The sequence below is a fragment of the Serratia sp. BNK-4 genome, from assembly GCF_048685115.1.
Taxonomy (GTDB): Bacteria; Pseudomonadota; Gammaproteobacteria; order Enterobacterales; family Enterobacteriaceae; genus Serratia; species Serratia bockelmannii.
In genome coordinates, this window is sequence record NZ_JBLQTM010000001.1 from 4,318,540 (window position 1) to 4,343,139 (window position 24,600).

The following is a 24,600-nucleotide window of genomic DNA, read 5'->3' on the forward strand; positions in this document are numbered from 1 at the left end:
AAAACCACGAATGTATAAAAAGGACGCCAGATGAAAAAGCTACTCCCCCTCGCGCTGCTGCTCGGCGCCGGCAGCGCCAGCGCGCAATCCCACCTGGATAAAGTGCTGCAGCAAAAGATCCTGGAGGTCTGCACCACCGGCGACTACAAGCCCTATACCTTCCTCAAGGAAGACGGCAGCTATGAAGGCATCGATATCGACATGGCAGAATCGCTGGCCAAGAGTCTGGGCGCGAAAGTGAAGTGGGTGAAAACCAGCTGGAAAACCCTGACCCCGGACTTCGCCTCCGGCAAGTGCGACATCGCAATGGGCGGCATATCCGTCACGCTGGAGCGGCAAAAACAGGTGTTCTTCGCCGACAAGCTGGATACCGACGGCAAAATCCCGCTGGTGCGCTGCACCGACGTGAAGAAATACCGCACTCTCGAGCAGATCAACAAGCCGTCGGTGCGTCTGTTGGAACCGGCGGGGGGCACCAACGAAGCCTTCGTGCACGCCTATCTGCCGAAGGCCAAACTGACGCTCACGCACGACAACATGAGCATTTTCCAGCAGTTGGTGGACCGCAAGGCCGACGTGATGATCACCGACGCTTCCGAGGCGCTGTACCAGCAGAAGCGCTATCCGAAGCTGTGCGCGGTGAATCCGACCAAACCGATGCAGTACGGCGAGAAGGCTTACATGCTGCCGCGCGACGATCTGAGCTGGAAACTGTATGTGGATCAGTGGCTGCACCTGGCCAAGGCGACCGGCGAGTATCAGAAGGTTATCGACAAGTGGTTGGCGGTAAAGAAGTAACGCGCTGAGAAACGGGGCCGACGCACGTCGGCCCCTGCGGCGCATCAGTCGCCGATGTATTCCATCGCCACGCGCTGCGTGAGCTTGGTGATCAGTTCATAAGCGCTGATGCCGGTGCAGGCGGCGATACGCTCGACCGGCAATGCCGGCCCCCACAGCACCGCTTCATCCCCCACCTTATCGGCGGCATCCGGCCCGAGATCGACCGAAATCATGTCCATCGACACCCGGCCTACAATCGGCACTTCGCGGCCGTTGATCAGGATCGGCGTGCCGGTCGGCGCGCTGCGCGGATAACCGTCGCCGTATCCCATCGCCACCACGCCCAGCCGGGTATCGCGCGGGCTGACCCAGGTGCCGCCGTAGCCGACCGCTTCGCCGGCCTTGTGCTCGCGCACCGCGATCAGGCTGGATTTCAGGGTCATCGCCGGCTGCAGACCATGCTCGGCGCCGCTGCCGTTATCCAGCGGCGACACGCCGTACAGAATGATGCCGGGGCGCACCCACTCGTTGTGGGCGTCCGGCCACAGCAGCGTGCCGCCGGAGGCGGCGACCGAGCGCTGGCCCGGTTTGCCGCACGCGAACTGCTCGAAGCGGGCGATCTGTTTCAACGTGGTGTCGGACTCCGGTTCATCGGCGCGGCTGAAGTGGCTCATGATATTGACCGGCTGCGCCACGTTGCGGCAGGCGCACAGGCGCTGATAAAACGCCTCCGCGTGTTCGGGGCGCACCCCCAGCCGATGCATGCCGGTATCGAGCTTCATCCACACCGGCACCGGGCGCGCCAGCTCGGCCTGCTCCAGCGCTTCGAGCTGTTCGATGCAGTGCACCGCGGTTTCGATGTTGTTCGCCACCAGCACCGGCAGATCTTCGGCACTGAAGAAGCCTTCCAGCAGCAGGATCGGCTTGACGATGCCGCCGGAGCGCAGCATCAGCGCCTCGCCGATGCGCGCCACGCCGTAGCAATCGGCGTCTTGCAGGGTGTGTGCTGTTTCCAGCAGGCCATGTCCATAAGCGTTTGCTTTCACAACGGCAATCAGGCGGCTTTGCGGCGCCTGGCGGCGCACCTGTTGCAGATTATGTCGCAGAGCGCGGCGGTCGATTACAGCGGTTGCCGCTTTCATTTCAGTTCCTTAGCTGATTATTCGTCATCGTATTGTGGCCCCGCGTAGTTGTCGAAACGCGACCACTGGCCGTTAAAGGTAAGGCGCACGGTACCGATCGGGCCGTTACGCTGCTTACCGATAATAATTTCCGCGATCCCTTTCAGATCGCTGTTCTCGTGATACACCTCATCACGATAGATGAACATAATCAGGTCGGCGTCCTGCTCGATAGAGCCGGATTCACGCAGGTCGGAGTTAACCGGGCGTTTGTCAGCGCGCTGCTCCAGGCTACGGTTCAGCTGCGACAGCGCCACCACCGGCACCTGCAGCTCTTTCGCCAGCGCCTTCAGCGAGCGCGAAATCTCGGCGATCTCCAGCGTACGGTTGTCGGACAGGGCCGGCACGCGCATCAGCTGCAGGTAGTCAATCATGATGAGGCTAAGCCCGTCGTGCTCGCGGAAAATGCGCCGCGCGCGCGAGCGCACCTCGGTCGGCGTCAGGCCGGAGGAGTCGTCGATGTACATGTTACGCTTCTCCAGCAGGATGCCCATGGTGCTGGAAATGCGCGCCCAGTCCTCGTCGTCGAGCTGGCCGGTACGGATGCGCGTCTGATCCACGCGCGACAGCGACGCCAGCATACGCATCATGATCTGCTCACCGGGCATCTCCAGGCTGAAGATCAGCACCGGTTTTTCCTGGGTCATCGCGGCGTTTTCGCACAGGTTCATGGCGAAGGTGGTTTTCCCCATCGATGGACGGGCGGCGACGATGATCAGATCGGACTTTTGCATGCCCGCGGTTTTCTTGTTGAGGTCCTGATAGCCGGTATCGACCCCAGTCACGCCGTCGTGCGGCTGCTGATACAGCTGTTCGATGCGCGATACGGTGTCTTCCAGGATGCGTTCGATGCCCTTCGGGCCTTCGTCTTTGCTGGCGCGGTTCTCGGCGATTTGGAATACGCGGGATTCCGCCAGATCGAGCAGGTCTTCGCTGCTGCGCCCCTGCGGATCGTAGCCGGCGTCGGCGATTTCGTTAGCCACCGAGATCATTTCGCGCACCACCGCGCGCTCGCGCACGATGTCGGCGTAGGCGCCGATGTTGGCGGCGCTCGGGGTGTTTTTCGACAGCTCGGCCAGGTAGGCGAAGCCGCCGACCGAGTCCAGTTCACCCTTCTGCTCGAGCGATTCGGACAGGGTGATGAGGTCGATAGGCTTGCTCATCTCCAGCAGACGCTGCATCTCGGTAAAGATCAGGCGATGTGGGCGGCTGAAGAAGTCGTTGGCGACCACGCGCTCCGCCACGTTGTCCCAGCGCTCGTTATCCAGCATCAAACCGCCCAACACCGACTGCTCGGCCTCCAGCGAGTGCGGCGGCATCTTCAGCCCTTCCATCTGACGATCTCTGGAACGCTCTCTGGTTTCGTCCGCGTTTGTTTTGTTGGTTGGTTTTTTTCCTGCCATGAAACGTAGTCTTTATCCGGTTGCGAATGAGGGTGAGGCTGCTGACGCAAGAGTATACGTGATTTTTCCGCACGATTCCGCCGCATAATTGCCACAGGCTGGCGCACGGGCAGGCTAGATCTCCACAGCCAAAAGGCATAGGGTGAATTCAGATAACCAAATGAGGGTAGAACATGGCCAAGCGCATTCAATTCTCCGCCACCGGCGGGCCGGAAGTCTTGCAATACGTTGATTTTACACCGCTCGATCCGGCTGCCGGCGAAGTGCAGATCGAGAACAAGGCGATCGGCATCAACTACATCGACACCTATGTGCGCAGCGGACTGTACGCGCCGGCCAGCCTGCCGAGCGGCCTCGGCACCGAGGCGGCCGGCGTGGTGACCAAGGTCGGCGCCGGGGTCAGCGTCCTCAAACCGGGCGACCGGGTGGTGTATGCGCAATCGGCGCTCGGCGCCTACAGCGAGATCCACAACGTCTCGGCAGAACGCGTGGCGCTGCTGCCGGGCAACCTTAGCTTTGAACAGGGTGCAGCCTCTTTCCTCAAAGGGCTGACGGTATACTACCTGCTGCGCCAGACCTATGACGTGCAACCGGGTGAAGTGTTTCTGTTCCATGCCGCGTCCGGCGGCGTCGGGCTGATCGCCTGCCAGTGGGCGAAAGCGCTGGGTGCGCGCCTGATCGGCAGCGTCGGTTCCGACGAGAAGGCCGCGCTGGCGAAACAGGCCGGCGCCTGGGCCACCATCAACTACCACAAAGAGGATATCGCCCAGCGGGTGGCCGAGCTGACGCAGGGCGAGAAGGTCGGCGTGGTGTACGATTCGGTGGGTAAAAGCACCTGGCTGGCCTCGCTCGACAGCCTGAAGCGTCGCGGCCTGATGGTCAGCTTCGGCAACGCCTCAGGCCCGGTGACCGGCGTCGATCTGGCGCTGCTGAATCAGAAGGGCTCGCTGTACGTCACCCGCCCTTCCCTCAACGGCTATATCACCAACCGCGCCGAGCTGCAGTACGCCAGCAACGAGCTGTTCTCGCTGATCGGCAGCGGCGCCATTCGGGTAGAAGTGAAAGACGAGCAGAAATTCGCGCTGGCCGACGCCCAGCGTGCGCACCAGGTGCTGGAAAGCCGCAGCACCAGTGGCTCCAGCCTGCTGATCCCCTGATCGCGGCCAAAGAAAAGGGCTCCTTACGGAGCCCTTTCTGTTACTGCGTTTTGTAGGGGTAGAGCAGAGTCCGCCAGAGACAGGGGGTTGCTTCAGCAACACGAATTTTGGTTGTCTCTCACGGTGATGAAATCGGTCGCATCACTGCATCGACCCACATCCTAACAGCCCCGTGCGGCAAAAAACACGCTTTATGTGCCACATCGCCGGGTAAAACTGCCAAGCTGTGATCGCTGCCGCATTAGCGTGGCGGGCAGTTATGCAAGTTTCATCGCGACTGACTGATTATTCAGCAAAAAATCAGTAACGCCTGGCCTGCGGTTTCTGCATCGAACGGTAAATCCATACCCCGACCACCGCCAAAATCAGCCACGGCAGCAGCTTAATCACCACCGCGAACAACCCGCCCAACAGCATGAACGCCGCCGCCACCAACAACGCGGCGAAGATCCCCAGCAGCGAGATGCCGGTCACCATCAGCATCACCACAAAGCCAATGAGAAAGAAGATTTCCAACATGATTGCTCCTTTGCAATACAACGTATCTGCAGAGTGGATTACAAGAAGCGTGCCAGAATGGCGGAAGGGCTAACCTATTGAAAAAATAGGACAGGCATCCGGTAACGTACCGAATACCTGGCGAAAAACACTAACTATTGGTCAAATTTTTTGCGGGTTACGCCATTTCGACGCGCGGCTGACGCACCAGCGCCAGCGCCTGCTCCACCACCCGCGCATCGGCGCCCGGCTTGTGGGCGTTCTCGCTCAGGTGGCGACGCCACTGGCGCGCGCCCGGCACGCCCTGGAACAAACCGAGGATGTGACGGGTGATGTGGCCGAGATAGGTGCCGTTGGACAGCTCGCGCTCGATATACGGATACAGCGCTTCGACGATCGCCACGCTGTCCGGCACCGCGGTCTGCGCGCCGAACAGTTCGCTGTCGACCCGCGCCAGGATACCCGGATTCTGATACGCCTCGCGCCCCATCATCACACCGTCCAGATGCTGCAGATGCTGCTGCGCCTCTTCCAGCGTTTTCACTCCGCCGTTAATGGCGATGGTCAGCGCCGGGAAATCCCGTTTCAGCTGATAAACGCGCGGGTAGTCCAGCGGCGGCACTTCGCGGTTCTCTTTCGGGCTGAGGCCGGAGAGCCAGGCTTTGCGAGCGTGGATAGTGAACATGTCGCACTCGCCGCGCCCGGCGACGGTCTGGATAAAGTCGCACAGGAAGGCGTAGCTGTCCTGATCGTCGATGCCGATGCGGGTCTTCACCGTCACTGGTATCGATACGACGTCGCGCATTGCCTTGATGCAGTCGGCGACCAGCGCCGCCTGGCCCATCAGACAGGCGCCGAACATGCCGTTTTGCACGCGATCGGACGGGCAGCCGACGTTGAGGTTAATCTCATCGTAACCGCGCTGCTCCGCCAGCTTGGCGCAATGCGCCAGCGCGGCCGGATCGCTGCCGCCCAGCTGCAGCGCCACCGGATGCTCTTCTTCGCTGTAGGCCAGATAGTCGCCCTTGCCGTGGATGATCGCGCCGGTGGTCACCATTTCGGTGTACAGCAGCGTTTCCTTGGTCAGCAGGCGGTGGAAGTAACGGCAATGACGATCGGTCCAGTCGAGCATCGGCGCGATGGAGAAACGATTGGCGGCGTAGGTTGGGGCGTGGTTGTCTTTCGTCATGCTGAGTTACTGGCTACCTGAGTCTGTCTGGGTTCAACGAACGGCGCGCGGCCGCAAACGGCTATTATAACGACAATCGGCGCCGTTGGGAAAACCCGCTTGCCGCCGGCAAAAATAAGCGGAGACAAGGCGAATAAACCCACTCGTTCAGGTGTTATCTCATTACGGGCGCGCACGGCGCCTCTGCCTTGAGGACACAACCATGAACAGCTTCATTAAACGCCTGCTGGCATCGGCCATTGCCGGCTGCCTGCTGTTTTCCGGCACGGCGCTGGCGATGGGCGGCGACGGCAGCAGCCAAACCCCGCCGACCTGCCCGAAAGGCCAGGTCTACGACAGCAAAACTCAGACCTGCATGGTGGATAAAAGCGGCAAGGTCGACGACGTCGACCGCACTAACTACGCCTATGCGCTGGCGAAAAGCGGCCGCTATCAGGAAGCGCTCGATATGCTCAACACGCTGAAAGATCCCAACACCGCCGTTGCGCTGAACTATCGCGGCTACGCCACGCGCAAACTTGGCCGCACCGATGAGGGTATCGGCTATTATTTAAAATCAGTAGCTCTCGATCCGAAATACCCTAAAGTGCGCGAGTACCTGGGGGAAGCCTACATGCTGAAAGGCCGACCCGATCTGGCGCGCCAGCAGCTGCAGGTGATCCAGTCGCTGTGCGGCACCAAATGCGAGGAGTACCGCGATTTGGCGGCGGCCATCGACCGCCACCCGGAATCTTGATCCGACGCGCCTGCGGAGGTGACTATCAGCGGCGATGCGATACGCGATGAACTCGGCCACTATCTCTCCCGCCTGTGGCGCTATGCGCTGGTGCTTTCGCACCGGCGGGATATCGCCGACGATCTGGTGCAGGCGACCTGCCTGCGTGCGCTGGAGCGCGCTGCGCAATTCACTCCCGGTTCGCACCTGGATCGCTGGTTGTTTTCCATCCTGCACTCCATCTGGCTCAATGAAGTTCGCGCCCAACATCTTCGCCAGGGGCAAGGCTGCATGGCGGCGGAAGAGCTGGGCGATGCGGACAACGGTGAACAGCCGGTCTGGCTCCATGAAGTGATGCGACGCGTCAGCCGGCTGCCGGCGGCTCAGCGCAACGCGCTGTTTCTGGTGTATATCGAAGGGCTATCCTATCGGGAGGCCGCGAAAGTGCTGGCGGTGCCAATCGGCACCGTCATGAGCCGCCTGGCGGCCGCACGCTTGGCGTTGGCCGATGACCGCCCGTTGGCAAACGACGGCCCGCACCGCAAAGAGAGCCATCCCGCCCCCTTGCCTCCTGCTCGTCGATAACGCCCTATTCCAACGAGCGGATAACCCGGCATGGCTGCCCCAGCGCCAGCACGTTGGCCGGGATGTCGCCGGTGACGATGCTGCCCGCGCCGATGGTCGTGCCGTCGCCGATGGTCACTCCCGGCAGGATCACTACGTTGCCGCCGATCCAGACGTTGTTGCCAATGGACACCGGCTGCGCCGAGGTGCGGAAAGGGAAATCCGGATCGCCGGTGAAGCGCTCTGCGGCCTTCAGCGGGTGGCTCGGCGTATAGATTTGCACGTTGGGGCCGATCAGCGTGTTGTCGCCGATGGTGATGGTATTACAATCGAGGAACACCGCATTGACGTTGATAAAACAGTTTTTACCGATGCGGACATGCTGCCCGTAGTCGCACCAGAATGGCGTTTCAATCCAACTCGCCTTCCCCCAGGCGCCAAACAGCTCGCCGAGCAGGCGGTTTTTCTCGTCCGCCTGATGCGAGTCCAGCGCCCCCAAGCTTTTGGTCAACGCCCTCGCCCGATGGTACAGGGCGATCAGTTCTTCATCGCGGCTGTTGTACTCCAGGCCGCTTAACAGCTTCTCTCTTTCCGTCATCACACAGGGCTCCTGCTCATCACGCGGGTGAAAGGCGTTATACCGCTCTCGTCCCCCGCTCTCCAGCGCTAAAACCGGCAACGTTGATTTGCCGCCCGACGGCGGGGAAAAGTTGTGATGCAACTCTCTTTTCGCGCGATCGACGCGCCTTTCCCTGCGCTATCCTCAGGGGAAAAGGGGGCAACTCTCGGCGATTCGCCGTAATCATGGTAAAATCGGCTTTTTTACGTACCGGGATATTTGCGATGAACTCAACCACCCAGGAAAAGCTGCTGGCGCAGGCTGAACGCCTCTGCCAGCAACGCAATGTGCGATTGACGCCGCAACGGCTGGAAGTGCTGCGTCTGATGACTCAGCAACCCGGTGCAATCAGCGCATATGACCTGCTCGATCTGCTGCGCGTCGCCGAACCGCAGGCCAAGCCGCCGACGGTCTACCGCGCGCTGGATTTTCTGCTGGAGCAAGGGTTTATCCATAGAGTGGAATCGGCCAACAGCTACGTGCTGTGCCACCATTTCGAACAGCCGATGCATACGTCCGCGCTGTTTATCTGCGACCGCTGCGGCCAGGTGACCGAACGCACCACCGAAGGCGTGGAGGAAACGCTGCAGAAGCTGGCGCAGGAAGCCGGATTTGCGCTGCGGCACAGCGTGGTGGAAGCGCACGGTCTGTGCGCCGGTTGCGTTGAAGTTGAGGCTTGTGACAGCAAGCATGACTGCGCCGAACACGATCACAGCATCGCCATCAAGAAGAAGTAAGACGAAGTCAGGTACTTCCCTGTACCTGCAGCCGGGGCGCCAGAGGATGGAGCGACGCCGGCCTGCGCTGTTGCCGGCCGCCGTCAGTGGCGGCCCTGCGTGTTACCAGCGGTGTTTGGTGTGATCTTCCCAGGCTTTCACCTCTTTCTCGGCCGCCTCTTTCTGGTAACCGTAGCGCTCCTGGATTTTACCGACTAGCTGTTCGCGTTTCCCTTCGATGACCGTCAGATCGTCATCGGTCAGCTTGCCCCATTTTTCCTTCACTTTGCCTTTCAGCTGCTTCCAGTTACCGTCGGCTTGATCTTTATTCATAGTCTCTCCGTTAACCTGTGGTGAATCAGTGATCCCTGTCGCCGGCCGGGGTTAAACAGAAGTTTTTCTGGTTGATACTCCCTTCACCTTAAGAAGCACCGCTCCCCTTCATTCACCAGCCACATGATTCATTCTAGTTAAACATGGAAATAAAAAAGCCAAATATCAGAATAAAAAACCATTAAAAAGAAAAATAAACACAAAAAACGCTAACAAACAACGAACTAAACCGGAAATATTCAGGCTGGAAACATGTAAGCAAACATGAATAAAAACATAAGATAAATTAATAATTAACCCAACAAAGCGTCCGGTCTAACGTGCAGCAAACCAGCTGCCGCGCACCTGATGACGGTGCCAAATCCAACCCAGCGCCACGCCACGCAACGTCAGAAACACCGCCAGCGCCAGCCAGAGCCCGTGGTTGCCTAGCAGCGGCACGCTGAACAGCGTCAGACCATATCCTGCCGCGGCCACCGCCATACTGTTACGCATCTCGGCGCCGCGCGTGGCACCGATAAACATGCCGTCCAGCAAATAGCACCACACCCCGACCAGCGGCAGAATGACCTGCCACGGTAAGTAGTGGGCGGCCAACGCGCGCAGCTCCGGCAAGGAGGTCAACGCCGCCACGATCTGCTGGCCGGTAACGGCATACGCCAGGCCGAAAGCCAACGCGACCAGCCCAGCCTGCCTGCAGGCCGCGTGCCACACCTTACGCAGTTGGCTGCCGTCCCGGGCGCCGTAGGCGTGGCCGGAATGGGCCTCCACCGCATAAGCGAAGCCGTCGAGCGCATAGGCGGTAAACGTCAGCAGGTTCATCAACACCGCGTTAACCGCCACCACATCGCTCCCCAGGCGAGCGCCGAAAATGGTCAGCGACGCAAAACACAGCTGCAGCAGCAATGAGCGCAACATGATGTCGCGATTGAGCGCCAGCAGGCGGCGCAGATCGCCACGCCAGGCCTGACGCAGCATCGCCAGGGTAATACCGCGCAGACGCATCACTCGCCACGCCAGCCACAGGCCGAGCAATAGCGTGGCATATTCGGCGATGGCGGTGGCCGCCGCCGCCCCTCGTACGTTCCAGCCCAGGCCCATCACCAGCCAGATATCCAGCACGATGTTCAGCAGGTTGCCGACGATCAGCAGGATCACCGGCGCACGCACGTACTGCACGCCGAGCAGCCAGCCCAGCAGCACCAGGTTGGCCAGCGCCGCCGGCGCGCTCAACCAGCGGATCTCAAGAAAACGCCGCGCCTGCTCCAGCACCTCGCCATCGCCGCCGACGATCCGCAGCGCCAGTTCGATCAGCGGGTAGCGCAACAGGACGATCGCCCCCCCGGCCAACAGCGCCAGCAGCAGCGGTTGCATAAAGGCGCGCGCCAGCGCCTGCGGGTTTTTCGCTCCCAGCGCCTGCGCCGCGAGGCCGGTGGTGCTCATGCGCAGGAACAGCAGCAGCATGAACAGGAAGCTGGTCGCCACCGCGCCGATCGCCACGCCTCCCAAATAGATCGGGCTGTCGAGGTGGCCGATCACCGCGGTGTCCACCAGCCCGAGCAGCGGCACGGTGATATTGGAGAAAATCATCGGCAGGGCGAGGCGCCACAGGGCTTTATCGGTGTCGCTGGTGAAGGCGGAAATCAGGCGCATGATGGGATGTTCCTGTGACAGAGTGACAAAGGGCGAAGTCAGAAACAAAAACGCCCCAAAACAGGGGCGATTGATACAGGGAGCGGCGGTGATGGCGCGGCGATTAAATCCAGTCGCCGTTGCGGATCACGCCGACCGCCAGCCCTTCGATCGTGAAATTCTGCTGGCGCAGATCGACCACGATCGGTTGGAATTCATTGTTCTCCGGCAGCAGCTCAACCATGTTACCGTGCTTTTTCAAGCGCTTGACCGTCACTTCGTCTTCGATGCGCGCGACCACGACCTGGCCGTTGCGCACGTCTTGCGTTTTGTGCACCGCCAGCAGATCGCCGTCCAGAATGCCGATGTCGCGCATCGACATGCCGTTCACCCGCAACAGGAAATCGGCGCTCGGTTTAAACAGGGAAGGATCCACCTGGTAGTGCCCTTCGATGTGCTGCTGCGCCAGCAGCGGTTCGCCGGCGGCGACGCGACCGATCAGCGGCAACCCTTCTTCTTCTTCCATCAACAGGCGGATACCGCGCGACGCACCGGAGACGATTTCGATCACGCCTTTGCGTGCCAGCGCCTTCAGGTGCTCTTCGGCGGCGTTAGGCGAACGGAACCCCAGACGCATCGCGATCTCGGCACGCGTTGGCGGCATGCCCGTTTGCGAAATATGATCGCGAATCAGATCGTAGACCTCTTGCTGTCTGGTAGTTAGTGCTTTCATTCCGCCCCCTGTTTGTTTATACAGTCTTGCTGTGAGTATATACAGGTAAGCGCGGATTGGGAACCGAAGAATAAATAAAAATCAGTCAGTAGGCGACTTTCGTCAGCCAAAATGCTGCCACAAGACCGTGCCCCATACGAACAGCGCCAGCACGATCGCCAGCGACACCGCCGCCGATCCCATGTCCTTGGCCCGCCCGGACAGCTCATGGTGTTCGCTGCCGATGCGATCCACCACCGCCTCGATCGCGCTGTTCAGGATCTCGACGATCATCACCAGCGCCACCGATCCGATCAATAAAATGCGCGCTATCGCACCCACGTCCAGCCAGACAGCCAGTATGATAGCCAGGAGGGTCACCACCAGTTCCTGGCGGAACGCCGCCTCGTGTTGCCAGGCGGCGGAAAGCCCTTTATAAGAATAGCCGGCGGCCTTGATGATGCGGGTCAATCCGGTTGCTTGGTTTGCCATGTTTTCGTGCCTTTCTCAGAGGTCGGTCATAATAAAAAGAGTCTAGAACAGTCCGCGCTGACGGCTCTCGGTTTTCGAACACCACAGATCTGCTACCCGGTTTCTGGTATGCTTGCGGCGCATTGCTAACAAGAGGCTTCACGTTGTTATGTCAGGTTGGCGTAAAATTTATTATAAAATATTGAATTTACCACTTAAATTGTTGGTAAGAAGTAAGGTCATCCCTTCAGATCCGGTTACCGAGCTAGGGTTGGATCCCTCACGGCCGATTTTGTATGTTTTACCTTACAATTCCAAGGCGGATTTGCTGACGCTGCGCACCCAGTGCCTGGCGCAGGATCTGCCCGATCCGCTCAACGCGCTGGAGATCGACGGCACCGTGCTGCCGAGCTACGTGTTCATTCACGACGGCCCGCGCGTGTTCCGCTACTACACCCCGAAAGAAGAGTCGGTAAAGCTGTTCCACGACTATCTGGATCTGCATCGCAGCAATCCGGATCTCGACATTCAGATGCTGCCGGTTTCGGTCATGTTCGGCCGTTCGCCGGGCCGCGAAGGTCACGGCACGCCACACCTGCGTCTGTTGAACGGCGTGCAGAAATTCTTCGCCGTACTGTGGCTCGGCCGCGACAGCTTCGTGCGTTTCTCCAACACCGTTTCGCTGCGCCGCATGGCCACCGAGCACGGCACGGATAAAACCATCGCGCAGAAACTGGCGCGCGTGGCGCGCATGCACTTCTCGCGTCAGCGCCTGGCCGCGGTAGGCCCGAGCCTGCCGGCCCGTCAGGACCTGTTCAACAAGCTGTTGGCGTCCAAAGCGATCGAAAAAGCGGTCGAGGACGAAGCGCGCAGCAAGAAGATCTCGCACGAGAAGGCCCAGCAGAACGCCATCGCGCTGATGGAAGAGATCGCCGCCGATTTCTCCTACGAAACCGTGCGTCTGTCCGACCGCGTGCTGAGCTGGACCTGGAACCGGCTGTATCAGGGCATCAACGTCACCAACGCCGAGCGCGTGCGCCAGCTGGCGCAGGACGGCCACGAGATCGTCTACGTGCCCTGCCACCGCAGTCACATGGACTATCTGCTGCTGTCCTACGTGCTGTATCATCAGGGCCTGGTGCCGCCGCACATCGCTGCGGGCATCAACCTCAACTTCTGGCCGGCCGGCCCGATCTTCCGTCGCCTGGGCGCGTTCTTCATCCGCCGCACCTTTAAAGGCAACAAGCTGTACTCGACGGTGTTCCGCGAATACCTCGGCGAGCTGTTCACTCGCGGTTACTCGGTGGAATATTTCGTGGAAGGCGGCCGTTCCCGCACCGGGCGTCTGCTGGAACCGAAAACCGGCACCCTGTCGATGACCATCCAGGCGATGCTGCGCGGCGGCGCCCGTCCGATCACGCTGGTGCCGATCTACATCGGCTACGAGCATGTGATGGAAGTGGGCACCTACGCCAAAGAGCTGCGCGGCGCCACCAAGGAAAAAGAGAGCCTGCTGCAGATGCTGCGCGGCCTGCGCAAGCTGCGCAATCTGGGCCAGGGTTACGTCAACTTCGGCGAACCGCTGCCGTTGACCGCTTACCTCAACCAGCACGTGCCGCAGTGGCGCGAGTCGATCGATCCGATCGAAGCTCAACGCCCAAGCTGGCTGACGCCGACGGTCAACGATCTGGCCGGCCAGATCATGGTGCGCATCAACAACGCCGCCGCGGCCAACGCCATGAACCTGTGTTCCACCGCGCTGCTGGCCTCGCGCCAGCGTTCGCTGACCCGCGAACAGCTGCTCGAGCAGCTCGAGTGTTACCTGCAGCTGATGCGCAACGCGCCTTACGCCCATGATGTCACCGTACCGACGCAGACGCCGGACGAGCTGCTGGATCACGCGCTGAACATGAACAAGTTCGAGGTGGAAAAGGACAACATCGGCGACATCATCATCCTGCCGCGCGAGCAGGCGGTGCTGATGACCTATTACCGCAACAACATCCACCACCTGCTGGTGTTGCCATCGCTGATCGCCAGCATCGTCATGCATCATCGCCGGGTATCGCGCGCCGAACTGCTGCGCCAGATCGGCATGATCTACCCGATGCTGAAAGCCGAGCTGTTCCTGCATAACGACAAGGAACAGCTGCCGGACGTGCTGCGGCCGATGATCGACGAGCTGATCCGCCAACAGCTTATCTGCGACAAAGGCGACGAGCTGGTGCTGAACCCGGCGCGCATTCGCCCGCTGCAGCTGCTGGCCGCCGGGGTGCGCGAAACCCTGCAACGCTACGCCATAACTATGTCGATCCTCAGCGCTAACCCGAGCATCAACCGCGGCGCGCTGGAGAAAGAAAGCCGTATCATGGCGCAGCGTCTGTCGGTGCTGCACGGCATCAACGCGCCGGAGTTCTTCGACAAGGCGGTATTCTCCACCCTGGTGGCGACGCTGCGCGAAGAAGGCTATATCAACGACAGCGGCGATGCGATCCGCGAGCACACCCTCGAGGTGTACAACATGCTGAGCGATCTGATCACACCGGAAATCAAGCTGACCATCGAAAGCGTCAACATGCCGGAAGAGACCAACGCTCTGCCGCAAACCGATGCGGAAGAAGAGCAAGACGAGTGATTTCGTCCGGCGCGGAAACACAAAAGGCACCCCGAGAGGTGCCTTTTTTCTTGCTGCAGGAAACCGTTACGCCGGCAGATAGCTCAGTGCGATGCCGATAAACACCACCAGCCCGACATAGTTGTTCTGCAGGAAGGCCTTGAAGCAGGCTTCGCGCTCACGCCCGGCGATCTGCTTTTGCTGGTGAATGAACAGCGCGCCCGCCAGCAACAGCGACCAGTAAAACGCGCCGCCGAGCTGCGCCAGATAACCGACCCACACCAGCAGCAGCAGCGTCGCGAACTGCAGCAACCCGACGATCAGTTTGTCATAACGCCCGAACAGGATAGCGGTAGATTTGATACCGATCTTCAGGTCATCGTCGCGGTCGACCATCGCATACAGCGTGTCGTAGGCCACCGTCCAGCAGATGTTGGCCAGCAGCAGCAGCCAGCAGCTGAGCGGCAGCGATTCGCTGACCGCCGCATAGCCCATCGGAATGCCCCAGCCGAACGCGGCACCCAGCACGAACTGCGGCAGGTTGGTCACCCGCTTCATAAAAGGATACACCCAGGCCAGCGCCAGCGCCGCCAGCGACAGCCAGATGGTCATCGCATTCAGCGTCAACACCAGGCAGAAGGAGATCAGCACCAGCACCACGAACAGCACCTTGGCCTCTTTCGCGCTCACCCGACCGCTCGGCATCGGCCGCCCGGCGGTGCGCTTTACGTAGCCGTCCACCGCGCGATCGGCGTAGTCATTCACCACGCAGCCGGCGGCGCGCATCAGGAACACGCCGAGCACGAACACCACCAGAATCGAGAGCGGCGGCACGCCTTTCCCGGCCAGCCACAGCGCCCACAGCGTCGGCCACAACAGCAACAGCGTGCCGATCGGTTTATCAATGCGCATCAAATGGCTGTAAGCCCGCCATTTACTTTGAGTCACGCTTCCCTCCAACGTCTTGCTCTCCTCTCTTTATGCGGGGACCGCTGAATACAGCGGCGAAGCCGGTAAAAATAGTTCGGTCAGCAACAGCGGCTTGCCCGCCAGCCGCAGCCGTGAACGACGCGCCCACAGCGCGTCCTGCCGGCCGATATGGATATAGTCGCGGGTCAGCTCGCCGCTGCTGAACAGATAGCGCCCGAGCGGCAGCGTGCCCAGATCCACCAACGCCTGATCGGGGCCGGTCAGCGTATGTTCCGGGATCACCGTGCGCCCAAGCAGCCAGGGCTGGTCGTCGCCCAGCAGCACCACTTCGCGCAGCCAGTAGCGCGGGCTGTCGGGCAGGTGGTTCGCCTCGTCGCCCAGCGCCTCGCGCGTGACGAAGCATTCGCGCTGCGGTTCGACGCGCACCTGGGCGCAATGGCGTTCAAATCGGCGGGTCATGGAGCCTAACTCCATCAGCCAGTCGCTGACGGCGGCGGGCGCCGGAGGATCCTGTTCGGACAACCACTCCAGCGGCGGCAGGATGGAATCCCTGATGCCAGACATTGCTTTACTCCTCGCCTGAACCGCGGCCGGTGTGGCGCGCCAGGCGATACAAACTGTTAACAGGCCCCCATTGTAGCGCAGAAATGCGAAAGCGGCAGGCTGATTCGTGGCGAAAACGGCAGGCCTATCGGCCGGAAAAACCGGGGTTCTGTCATCTTTTTGCCATCCGCCTTCTCTATCTTCATTTCCCGGCGCGCTGACGATTCTGTGATCGCCCGCAAAGTTTCAGCTTCCTCGCGTTTTGTTATCTACGCGCGTAGATACCCTGATACAGCAGCGTTGAATCGCCATGCGTCCGACATGATTTGTCGGCACACCTTTGTTGCCGGCACCAGGGAAACCATCTTTAGCCGCGCCCCTCCAGGCGCAGAACAAAAGAGGATAGCACTGCCATGAGCGAAACAACGCTTGCCCCTTCACAGACCGCCGACGCCGCGCTGGCGGCCGATGAACGCCTGGCGACCAAAGAGGGGCGCAGCCAATTTTGGCGCGCCACCTTCTCCTGCTGGCTCGGCACCGCCATGGAATACGTCGACTTCGCGCTGTACGGCCTGGCGGCCGGCATGGTGTTCGGCGACGTGTTCTTCCCGGAAGCCACGCCGCTGGTGGCGCTGCTGGCCAGTTTCGCCACCTACTCCGTCGGCTTCGTCGCGCGGCCGATCGGCGCGCTGGTGTTCGGCTGGATCGGCGATCGCAAAGGCCGCCGCGTGGTGCTGATCACCACCGTGGCGCTGATGGGCCTCTCCACCACGCTGATCGGCCTGATCCCGTCCTATGCGCAAATCGGCGTCTGGGCGCCTACCTGCCTAGTGATCCTGCGCTTCGCGCAGGGGTTCGGCGCCGGTGCGGAACTGTCCGGCGGCGCGGTGATGCTGGCGGAATACGCGCCGGCCAAACGGCGCGGGCTGGTGGCGTCGATCATCGCCATTGGCTCGAACAGCGGCACTCTGCTGGCGTCGCTGGTATGGCTGCTGGTACTGCAGCTGGACAAGGAAGATCTGATGAGCTGGGGCTGGCGCATTCCGTTCCTCGCCAGCATTCTGATCGCCGGTGCGGCGCTGTACCTGCGTCGCCACGTGCGGGAAACGCCGGTCTTCGAACGCGAGCTGCAACAAAACCACCAGCGCATGCTGGACGCCGCCCAGGCCGCGCCGGATACGCGCAGCTACCTGCAGCGCACCAAGGCGTTCTGGGTGATGCTCGGCCTGCGCATCGGCGAAAACGGCCCTTCCTACCTGTGCCAGGGCTTTATCGTCGGCTATGTCGCCAAGGTGCTGATGGTCGATAAATCGGTGCCGGCGCTGGCGGTGTTGATCGCCTCGCTGTGCGGTTTTCTGGTGATCCCGCTGGCCGGCTGGCTGTCCGATCGCTTCGGCCGCCGCATCACCTACCGCTGGTTCTGCCTGCTGCTGGTGCTGTACGCTTTCCCGGCGTTCTGGCTGCTCGACAGCCGTGAACCGGCGATCGTCATCTCGGTGATCGTGGTCGGCATGTGCATCGCGTCGCTGGGGATCTTCGGCGTGCAGGCGGCCTACGGCGTCGAACTGTTCGGCGTGAAGAATCGCTACTCCAAGATGGCGTTCGCCAAAGAGCTCGGTTCGATCCTCTCCGGCGGCACCGCGCCGCTGATCGCCACCGCGCTGCTGTCCGGTTTCGGTCACTGGTGGCCTGTCGCCTGCTATTTTGTTGTAATGGCGGCCATCGGCTTAATCACCACCTTCTTTGCTCCCGAAACCCGCGGCCGCGATCTCAACCTGCCGCAGGATGCCGCGTAGCGAGAAGGCGAACAGGAACCCAATTTGGATAATCACTCCGCGCGACGCGTTACCCGCGCCGACGTGGCCCGCGTAGCGGGCACCTCCGTCGCCGTGGTCAGCTATGTGATCAACAACGGCCCGCGCCCGGTGGCGGAAGCCACCCGGCTGCGCCTGCTGGCGGCGATCGAGCAGACCGGCTACCGGCCTAACGACATCGCGCGGGCATTGGCCTCCGGCAGCACGCAAACCTACGGGCTGGTGGTGCCGGATATTTCCAACCCTTTCTTCGCCACGCTGGCGCGGGCGCTGCAGCAAGAGGCCTTCAGCCGCGGCCGCGTGCTGCTGCTGGGTGACGCCGGCGATGACCGGCAGCGTGAGTATGAGCTGATCAACAACCTGCTGCGCCGCCAGGTCGACGGCCTGCTGTACACCAGCGTCGATCGCCATCCGTGGTTCGAGCTGATCCGCGCCTCCGGCACGCCCTGCGTGATGATAGACACCATCGACAGCCAGGCCGGCGTCTGCGCCATCCGCGTCGACGAGCGCGACGCCGCCTGCCAGGCGACCCGCCATCTGCTGCAGCACGGCTATCGCGACATCGGCATTTTTATCGGCCCGCTGACCATGCTCAACGCGCAGGATCGCCTGAACGGCTGGCGCGATGCGCTGCTGGAGGCGGGCATTGCGCCGCGCGACGAGTGGATTTTCGAGGTGCCCTACACCCGCCAAGGCGGCTACCAGGCCACCCAGTGCCTGGTGCAAGGCCCACGCCCACGCGCCGTTTTCACCTCCAACGAACAGCAGGCGCTCGGCTGCCTGTCGGCGCTGGCAGAGCATGGGTTGCGCGCACCGGACGATCTGGCGCTGATTTGTTTTAACGGCACGCAGCAATCCGAATTCAGCGTGCCGCCGCTCAGCGCGGTCGAGCAGCCGATCGACGCCATGGCCAAGCGGGCCATCGCCATGCTGGCCGCCGGTGCCGCGCCCGCCGAGCTGCATGAATTCGCTTTTCAACTGCGCATCCGCCATTCATGCGGCTGTTAGCGGGTTTTCAGGACACCTTATATGCGTTTAATCATTGATTGCGATCCCGGCAATGGCGTCCCCGGCGCCAACGTCGACGACGGGCTGGCGCTGGCCCTGGCGCTGGCGGCCAAACCGCAGCTGCAGCTGGAGCTGATCAGCATCGTGGCCGGCAACACCCCGCGCGAAGTGGGCTTCGCCGTCACCACCGATCTGCTGGCGCAGAGCGGCTATCAGGTTCCTGTCGCCCTCGGCGCGGCGCGCGCCCTGAGTGAGCCGCCGGAGCCGTGGCGCGCGCATCTGGACCGCCCGATCGCCGATCCCAAGCTGGCAGCGCTGTGGCGCGACTTGCCCGCGCCCTCACTCGCCAACGCGCCCGCACCGGACGCCGCCATCGCCATCGGCGAGCTGATCTGCCGCCATCCCGGCGAGGTAACGCTGGCGGCGATCGGCCCGCTGACCAACGTTGCGCACGCCATGCAGCTTTACCCGCAGATGGCGCAGGCGGTGAAAGAGATCGTAATCATGGGTGGCGTATTCAACGTCGACGGGTACATCAAGGACACCAATTTCGGCCTGGATCCGGAAGCGGCACGGCTGGTGCTGAACAGCGGCGCCGCTATCACGCTGGCGCCGCTGGATGTCACCACCCAGACCATGCTGACCCAGGCGGATCTGGCCGCGTTGACGCAGCCGGACACGCCGCTGTGCCGCTATTTGCGCGCCACCACGCAGCCGTGGATCGACTATTCGCGCCATACGCGGCGCCTGCCGGGCTGCTGGATCCATGATGCGCTGGTGATCGCCTGGCTGCTGGAACCGCAGCTGGTCACGACCGAAATGTTCCATGTGGATGTGGCGCTGGAAGGGGCGTTGACGCGCGGCAGCTCACGCCGTTGGCGGCCGGACAGCCTACGCCTGACGGTCGGCATGCCGCCGCCGCAGGGCAAGCCGGTGCGCATCATGCAGCAGGTCGATAACGCCCGTCTACTGGCGTTGATCGGTGCAACGCTGGCGCGCGGATGAAAAAAGGTGCGCCAAGGCGCACCAATCATCGAGCCAGCATCGGCAGCGCTGGGTGTTACCCCTTGCCTTTAACGCTGCTGATAAACGTTTTACGCGCAGTGGTCGAGCCCAACTTCTCGGCCTCATTCATCAGTTTCAGCGCCTTGTCGATATCGCCCGCCTTCACCGCCTGCTTGATGCCATTATTGAAGTAGCTTTCGGTATCGTTGAGCATCGGCTCCGCCGGTTTCTCTGGGGTCGGTGCCGGCGCCGCCACAGCGGCCGGTGCGGTTGATCCTACCACCACCGGCGCCACGGTCGGCGCAGGCTGCAGCATACCGATCATCACGTTGCCGGTGCCCTGTTCCGCGGTCACCTTGAGCTTCAGCGTGCCGCTCGTCGCGTGGCCGGCGATTGGATCCGGGATATCCGGCACCGCGTTGCCCACGCCCTGCGCATAGGCCTTGGCCGGATTGGTCAACTGCGTGGTTTTCGCCAAGTCCTGCCGAGTGGTGTACACCAGCAGGTAAATCTGTTTTTGACCAAGCGCCGGCGTCAGTTTCAACGTGCCTTCGAGGCGATCGGAGGACATTGCTCCCGGCGGCTGGTAAGGGAAATAGCTGCTCGGGTAATACGCCGCCGGGCGCAGATGCTCGTCCAGCACCAGCACGCTCGGCGCGTACAGCGAATTGTTTTTAGCGAGGCTGCTCAGCGTCACTTCCAGCGAGCCGCGATCGGCCGGCAGCGTATAGGCGGCGATCGCCCCCTGGATCTCGCCCTGATTGAGCTGCGGGCTGACGGCGTCGAGCTTCACTTCTTGCGACACCGGCGGCTGCAGCGGCTGCCACGGCAGGCTTTGCAGCGTGGCGGCGCTGATGGCCGGCGCGACGGAAACGTTAGCCGGCGTCTCGGCGTTGGCCGCCAGAGGCGCGCCGGCGGTCAGCGCCAGCGACAGGCAGAGTGACAGCAGATTCTTTTTCATCGTTATATCCTCTTTCAGCGCCGCGGCGGATCAGGCAAGAGATCCGGCCGCGGCGAATGCGGTTGGGAGAGAGCCGGCGGCCCTCCCCGTCCTGTCGTCGTTACCACCAAATTTCCATCTGGGCGCCGAAGGTGACTTCGTCATCCTTGCCGCGGCTGAAGGTATGCATGCTGGTGTCGTTGTAAGCGGTGCCGGCGTTATACCCGGTGTCATCGCCGGTGGCGTAGCCCCACTTCTCGTCCCACTTGGCGTAGGTGGCGAACAGGCGGATGGCCGGACGCGACCAGATGCTGTTGCCCGCCTGCCATTGCTGCGCCAGGGTCACTTTATACTGGCCGTTGCGATCGCCGGTGCGCTGGGATTTGACGTTGTCATAGCCCGCCTCCAGCAAGGTGCTCATGATCGGCGTCCATTTGTACATCGGGCGCACGCCCACGGTGTACCAGGTGGTGCCGTTGTTGTTGTCGCGGTCGATGTCCTGGAACATGGCGACGTACATCAGTGCCCACTGATCGTTGAAGTCGATGGCGCCGTGATCCAACACGCGGATCATCTTGCCGTTGTTATCAATGGTGGCGCCTTCGTTGCGGCCGTTGTTCTGCGAGGTCATCGAGTCGGTGGCGTACTGCAGCACGAACTTGTTGTAACCGTTCAGGATACTCTGCGTGTGTTCGGCGGTGAACATCCAGCCGTCTTTGCTGGCGCCGTCGGCCAGGCGGTAGTTATCCTGCGCATTGGCGCGGCCGTAGTCCACGCCCAGCTCCAGGGTGCCGCCCGGGTTCAGCTCCAGCCCGGCCAAGCGCACGTCGAAGGTGTCGTTGACGGTTGGACGCTGTTTCCATTCGTTATCCAGGTAGCCGTAAGAGCCGCCGGACTCCGAGTTGCGGGTCACGGCAGCGGACAGCTTGCCGAAGCCCAGATCGATGTTTTCCAGACCGGCGCCCGGGCCGGAGATATCCCAGTAGTAGAAGTCGATCATGTGAACGTCATGACGCTGATAGAAGCGCTTACCGGCCCACAGCGTGGAGCCCGGCAGCCACTCGATCAGGTTTTTACCCTGCACGTTGACTTCGCGGAAGCCCGGGGTCACATCTTCCCAGTCAGAACGCTGCGAGACCGAATAGGCCAGGTTAGTGTCGAAATAGAAGCTCTTGTCGCCTTCTTTCCACACTTCCTGCCCCAGTTTCAGTTCGGCGTAGGTTTCGCATTCGTTGCCGAGACGGTATTTACTCGCGGCGCCGGTGGCCTTGAAACACTGTTGCTCACCGCCGCTGCCGGTCCAGCCGATGCCGGAACGGGCGTAACCGTGGAAATCCACGGCCAGCGCCTGAGTAGAGAGAACACCGGCGGCGACAGCCAGTGCCAGAGGAAGTTTGCGCAGAGTAGTCATCATTATTCTCCTGTTATACCGACTTTGATGCTTTAAACGCCCGGCTCCTGGTGCAGCCGTTTACATGCCGTACCGTCTTCACGGAACAGGTGGCAGCGGTGAGGCGGCAGGCCGATGGCGAATGTGGCACCTTCTTCTACCAGCACCACGTCATTCTGGCGGTACACCAGGTTTTGACGGATGGCCGGGATTTGGATGTGGATTTGCGTCTCGTTGCCGAGCTGCTCCACCACCTGTACGTCGCCGGTAAGCCGCACTTCTGAGGCTTCGCCGGGCAGCAGATGTTCAGGGCGAATGCCCAGTGACAGGTTGGCGCCGGGTTGAACGCCCGCGCCTTCCACCGGCAGCCACACCAGCTGGCGGTTGGGCAGTTCGACCTGCACCTGTTGCGGCTCCGCCGCGGTCACCTTGACCGGCAGGAAGTTCATCTTCGGCGAGCCGATAAACCCGGCGACGAAGCGGTTGGCCGGGTAGTGATACAGTTCCAGCGGCTTGCCGACCTGCGCCACGCGACCGGCGTCGAGCACCACGATCTTGTCGGCCAGCGTCATCGCCTCGACCTGATCGTGGGTGACGTAAATCATGGTGCGCTGCAGGCGCTTGTGCAGACGGGAGATCTCGATGCGCATCTGCACCCGCAGCGCGGCGTCGAGGTTGGACAGCGGTTCGTCAAGCAGGAATACGTCCGGCTCGGCCACCAGCGTGCGGCCGATCGCCACGCGCTGACGCTGCCCGCCGGACAGCGCCTTCGGCCGCCGGTCGAGCAGGTGCGCCAGTTGCAGCACCTCGGAGACCTGGTTCACCCGTTGATTGATTTCCGCTTTCTTGGCGCCGGCCAGCTTCAGGCCGAACGACATGTTGTCCGCCACCGACAGGTGCGGATACAGCGCATAGGATTGGAACACCATGCCGATGCCGCGCTCGGAAGGCGGCACCTCATTCATACGTTTCTCGCCGATCAGCAGCTCGCCGGAGGTGATGTCCTCCAGCCCGGCGATCATGCGCAGCAGCGTCGATTTACCGCAGCCCGAAGGCCCGACAAACACCACAAACTCGCCGTCTTCGATGGTCAGATTGACGTCTTTGGAAATCACGGCCTCACCGAAGGCCTTATAAACGCTGCGCAGTGTCACGCTAGCCATGCGTTACTCCCCTGCTTTCGCAGTTAACATGTCGTGTGAAAATGGCGGAGGCAAAGCCCGCCAAAACCCATTGATGACCCTCTTGCTGCGCGCCGTGCTGCCATGCCAACGGCAAGGTCGCCTCAGACGGCGCGGCCGCCTGAGTATAAGGCTGCAGGTTTATCAGCGCTTCAAGGCATTGATCCTGATGGGTAATAAGTAAGCGCACCACGCCATCGCGCTGGCTGACTTCGTTCAGTTCGCCATGCTGGATGAGCGGCGAACGACGCAGGGCCAACAGCGCCTGGCAGTAACGTAAGGTGGAGTGGCTGTCGTGCTGTTGGCGGCTGATGGCCAATGCGCGGTGTTCGATCGCCACCTGTTGATACCAGCTGATTTCGCCGGCGGTGACCTGTTCGGGGGCTTCGTGCCACGGCATCGGCGTTTGCGCGCCGCGCGGATCTTGCAGGCCGGCGGCATGCGGCAGCCCCAGCTCCTCGCCCTGATACAGGCAGATTGGCGCCGGTAGCATCGCCAGCAGCGTCAGAAAGGCGGCGGCGGAACGCAGGTCGCCCTGCCCCCAGCGGCTGACCACCCGGGGCTGATCGGCGTCCCCGGTGCTCCACAGGCTGTCCGCCAATGTGGTACGACGGGCGTGCAGCACCGCCACCAGCTTCTCCGCGCTGAACGGCATCACGTCCAGCGCCAGCGCACCGTGGGCGAACCGCCGCGGCGCGACGGCATTGCGAACGCGGTTGGCTTCATCGGCGTACCACAGCGTCAGCCCTTCGCCCGTCACCGTTGCCTCGGTCTCCGGCGCCAGCGTCTGCGGCAGCAACAGGCCGTCGATCGACAGCGCTTTCAGGTACGGCAGCGCCGCCAGCATGCCGTGCGCGTCGCCCACGCCGTCCCCGTTTCCGTCACGGAAACTGGCCGGATGGATCCGGTACAGGGTGGGCTGAGTAGCGATAGGCATTGACGACATAAATCCGGTATCCCTGCTGCGCGTGGCGTTGAAAATCAATGGGCCGATAGTGCGGGAGTCGCCGGAAAGGGTAATCATCCGTAACAAGATTTTTCATGGGGGAGGAGGCGGGAGGATGAGAGAACGACCGCGGCGATGAGAAGTTCCGCGCTTAAGGCAATTCTGTGATCCGGCTGGCAAAAATCGCCCCCCCATTTTGTGCCTGACGCCACAGAATAGAGCGCAACGTTAACTGGATCACACTCCTCATCTCAGGGGC

24 protein-coding genes are annotated in these 24,600 nt (G+C 61.8%); 9 read left to right on the forward strand and 15 right to left on the reverse strand.

All coding sequences use genetic code 11. The features are described 5' to 3' along the window. The first annotated feature begins 30 nt into the window (after positions 1 to 30). Entirely contained in the window at positions 31 to 798 is a 768-nt protein-coding gene (locus ACMGGW_RS20550; protein WP_197832230.1) for a transporter substrate-binding domain-containing protein, read from the forward strand. 44 nt (positions 799 to 842) lie between these two features. On the opposite strand, the gene alr is transcribed toward ACMGGW_RS20550, so the two are convergent. Then, positions 843 to 1,922, reverse strand: coding sequence for an alanine racemase (gene alr / locus ACMGGW_RS20555; protein ID WP_197832229.1), 1,080 nt, complete (start codon positions 1,920 to 1,922; stop codon positions 843 to 845). A gap of 17 nt (positions 1,923 to 1,939) precedes the next feature. Beyond that, complete coding sequence (gene dnaB / locus ACMGGW_RS20560) at positions 1,940 to 3,364, reverse strand: replicative DNA helicase (protein ID WP_025160134.1); 1,425 nt, start codon at positions 3,362 to 3,364, stop codon at positions 1,940 to 1,942. Between the two features lie 173 nt (positions 3,365 to 3,537). Here dnaB and ACMGGW_RS20565 point away from each other — a divergent pair, with 173 nt between their 5' ends. Further along, on the forward strand, positions 3,538 to 4,521 hold the full coding sequence (locus ACMGGW_RS20565) for a quinone oxidoreductase (protein WP_025304447.1): 984 nt from the start codon (positions 3,538 to 3,540) through the stop codon (positions 4,519 to 4,521). 300 nt (positions 4,522 to 4,821) lie between these two features. Here ACMGGW_RS20565 and pspG read toward each other — a convergent pair whose 3' ends face one another. After that, a complete protein-coding gene (gene pspG / locus ACMGGW_RS20570) occupies positions 4,822 to 5,040 on the reverse strand; it encodes an envelope stress response protein PspG (RefSeq protein WP_025304448.1) in 219 nt (72 codons plus the stop codon). Between the two features lie 157 nt (positions 5,041 to 5,197). Next, on the reverse strand, positions 5,198 to 6,208 hold the full coding sequence (gene dusA / locus ACMGGW_RS20575; RefSeq protein WP_127146301.1) for a tRNA dihydrouridine(20/20a) synthase DusA: 1,011 nt from the start codon (positions 6,206 to 6,208) through the stop codon (positions 5,198 to 5,200). Between the two features lie 202 nt (positions 6,209 to 6,410). Here dusA and ACMGGW_RS20580 point away from each other — a divergent pair, with 202 nt between their 5' ends. Next, complete coding sequence (locus tag ACMGGW_RS20580) at positions 6,411 to 6,944, forward strand: tetratricopeptide repeat protein (protein WP_043139672.1); 534 nt, start codon at positions 6,411 to 6,413, stop codon at positions 6,942 to 6,944. A gap of 18 nt (positions 6,945 to 6,962) precedes the next feature. After that, positions 6,963 to 7,508, forward strand: coding sequence for an RNA polymerase sigma factor (locus ACMGGW_RS20585; RefSeq protein ID WP_038629948.1), 546 nt, complete (start codon positions 6,963 to 6,965; stop codon positions 7,506 to 7,508). A 4-nt stretch (positions 7,509 to 7,512) separates the two neighbouring features. Here ACMGGW_RS20585 and ACMGGW_RS20590 read toward each other — a convergent pair whose 3' ends face one another. Continuing rightward, a complete protein-coding gene (locus tag ACMGGW_RS20590) occupies positions 7,513 to 8,085 on the reverse strand; it encodes a sugar O-acetyltransferase (RefSeq protein WP_025304451.1) in 573 nt (190 codons plus the stop codon). Positions 8,086 to 8,330: 245 nt separating this feature from the next. Between ACMGGW_RS20590 and zur the strand changes: the two genes are divergently transcribed. After that, positions 8,331 to 8,843, forward strand: a complete 513-nt coding sequence (gene zur / locus ACMGGW_RS20595) for a zinc uptake transcriptional repressor Zur (protein ID WP_015379223.1) — start codon at positions 8,331 to 8,333, stop codon at positions 8,841 to 8,843. A gap of 102 nt (positions 8,844 to 8,945) precedes the next feature. Here the strand turns inward: zur and ACMGGW_RS20600 are convergent, their stop codons facing one another. The 4 genes from ACMGGW_RS20600 to ACMGGW_RS20615 all read right to left on the reverse strand — a co-directional run bounded on the left by ACMGGW_RS20600 (position 8,946) and on the right by ACMGGW_RS20615 (position 11,991). Next, positions 8,946 to 9,155 carry a CsbD family protein gene (locus ACMGGW_RS20600; RefSeq protein ID WP_004936743.1) on the reverse strand — a complete coding sequence of 70 codons (210 nt, stop codon included), beginning with the start codon at positions 9,153 to 9,155 and terminating at the stop codon, positions 8,946 to 8,948. Positions 9,156 to 9,470: 315 nt separating this feature from the next. Next, positions 9,471 to 10,808, reverse strand: a complete 1,338-nt coding sequence (gene dinF, locus ACMGGW_RS20605; RefSeq protein WP_025304452.1) for an MATE family efflux transporter DinF — start codon at positions 10,806 to 10,808, stop codon at positions 9,471 to 9,473. A 103-nt stretch (positions 10,809 to 10,911) separates the two neighbouring features. After that, the gene (gene lexA, locus ACMGGW_RS20610) at positions 10,912 to 11,520 is read right to left on the reverse strand and encodes a transcriptional repressor LexA (RefSeq protein WP_025304453.1); all 609 of its coding nucleotides are present in this window, start codon (positions 11,518 to 11,520) and stop codon (positions 10,912 to 10,914) included. Positions 11,521 to 11,622: 102 nt separating this feature from the next. Beyond that, positions 11,623 to 11,991: a diacylglycerol kinase gene (locus ACMGGW_RS20615; protein ID WP_015379225.1), complete on the reverse strand. Its 369-nt coding sequence runs from the start codon at positions 11,989 to 11,991 to the stop codon at positions 11,623 to 11,625. 148 nt (positions 11,992 to 12,139) lie between these two features. Here ACMGGW_RS20615 and plsB point away from each other — a divergent pair, with 148 nt between their 5' ends. Continuing rightward, positions 12,140 to 14,605, forward strand: coding sequence for a glycerol-3-phosphate 1-O-acyltransferase PlsB (gene plsB / locus ACMGGW_RS20620; protein ID WP_025304454.1), 2,466 nt, complete (start codon positions 12,140 to 12,142; stop codon positions 14,603 to 14,605). A 66-nt stretch (positions 14,606 to 14,671) separates the two neighbouring features. Here the strand turns inward: plsB and ubiA are convergent, their stop codons facing one another. Beyond that, positions 14,672 to 15,544, reverse strand: a complete 873-nt coding sequence (ubiA, locus tag ACMGGW_RS20625) for a 4-hydroxybenzoate octaprenyltransferase (RefSeq protein ID WP_025304455.1) — start codon at positions 15,542 to 15,544, stop codon at positions 14,672 to 14,674. Between the two features lie 18 nt (positions 15,545 to 15,562). After that, on the reverse strand, positions 15,563 to 16,078 hold the full coding sequence (gene ubiC, locus ACMGGW_RS20630; RefSeq protein WP_025304456.1) for a chorismate lyase: 516 nt from the start codon (positions 16,076 to 16,078) through the stop codon (positions 15,563 to 15,565). Between the two features lie 392 nt (positions 16,079 to 16,470). Between ubiC and ACMGGW_RS20635 the strand changes: the two genes are divergently transcribed. Genes ACMGGW_RS20635 through ACMGGW_RS20645 form a run of 3 tightly spaced genes read left to right on the forward strand, consistent with a single transcriptional unit; the run spans position 16,471 to position 19,884 of the window. Further along, positions 16,471 to 17,853 (forward strand): MFS transporter, encoded by a 1,383-nt coding sequence (locus ACMGGW_RS20635; RefSeq protein ID WP_025304457.1) that lies wholly within the window; start codon positions 16,471 to 16,473, stop codon positions 17,851 to 17,853. A gap of 24 nt (positions 17,854 to 17,877) precedes the next feature. Next, complete coding sequence (locus ACMGGW_RS20640; protein ID WP_420279528.1) at positions 17,878 to 18,879, forward strand: LacI family DNA-binding transcriptional regulator; 1,002 nt, start codon at positions 17,878 to 17,880, stop codon at positions 18,877 to 18,879. Between the two features lie 21 nt (positions 18,880 to 18,900). Beyond that, positions 18,901 to 19,884: a nucleoside hydrolase gene (locus tag ACMGGW_RS20645; protein ID WP_197832228.1), complete on the forward strand. Its 984-nt coding sequence runs from the start codon at positions 18,901 to 18,903 to the stop codon at positions 19,882 to 19,884. A 55-nt stretch (positions 19,885 to 19,939) separates the two neighbouring features. On the opposite strand, the gene malM is transcribed toward ACMGGW_RS20645, so the two are convergent. The 4 genes from malM to ACMGGW_RS20665 form a co-directional block, all read right to left on the reverse strand. Then, the gene (gene malM / locus ACMGGW_RS20650) at positions 19,940 to 20,845 is read right to left on the reverse strand and encodes a maltose operon protein MalM (RefSeq protein WP_099817741.1); all 906 of its coding nucleotides are present in this window, start codon (positions 20,843 to 20,845) and stop codon (positions 19,940 to 19,942) included. A gap of 100 nt (positions 20,846 to 20,945) precedes the next feature. Next, on the reverse strand, positions 20,946 to 22,235 hold the full coding sequence (locus ACMGGW_RS20655) for a maltoporin (RefSeq protein ID WP_025304461.1): 1,290 nt from the start codon (positions 22,233 to 22,235) through the stop codon (positions 20,946 to 20,948). A 32-nt stretch (positions 22,236 to 22,267) separates the two neighbouring features. Then, the gene (malK, locus tag ACMGGW_RS20660; RefSeq protein WP_025304462.1) at positions 22,268 to 23,377 is read right to left on the reverse strand and encodes a maltose/maltodextrin ABC transporter ATP-binding protein MalK; all 1,110 of its coding nucleotides are present in this window, start codon (positions 23,375 to 23,377) and stop codon (positions 22,268 to 22,270) included. Further along, entirely contained in the window at positions 23,370 to 24,341 is a 972-nt protein-coding gene (locus tag ACMGGW_RS20665) for an alpha-amylase family glycosyl hydrolase (RefSeq protein ID WP_197832227.1), read from the reverse strand. Before ACMGGW_RS20665 ends, malK begins: the two co-directional genes overlap by 8 nt. Positions 24,342 to 24,600 lie beyond the last annotated feature (259 nt).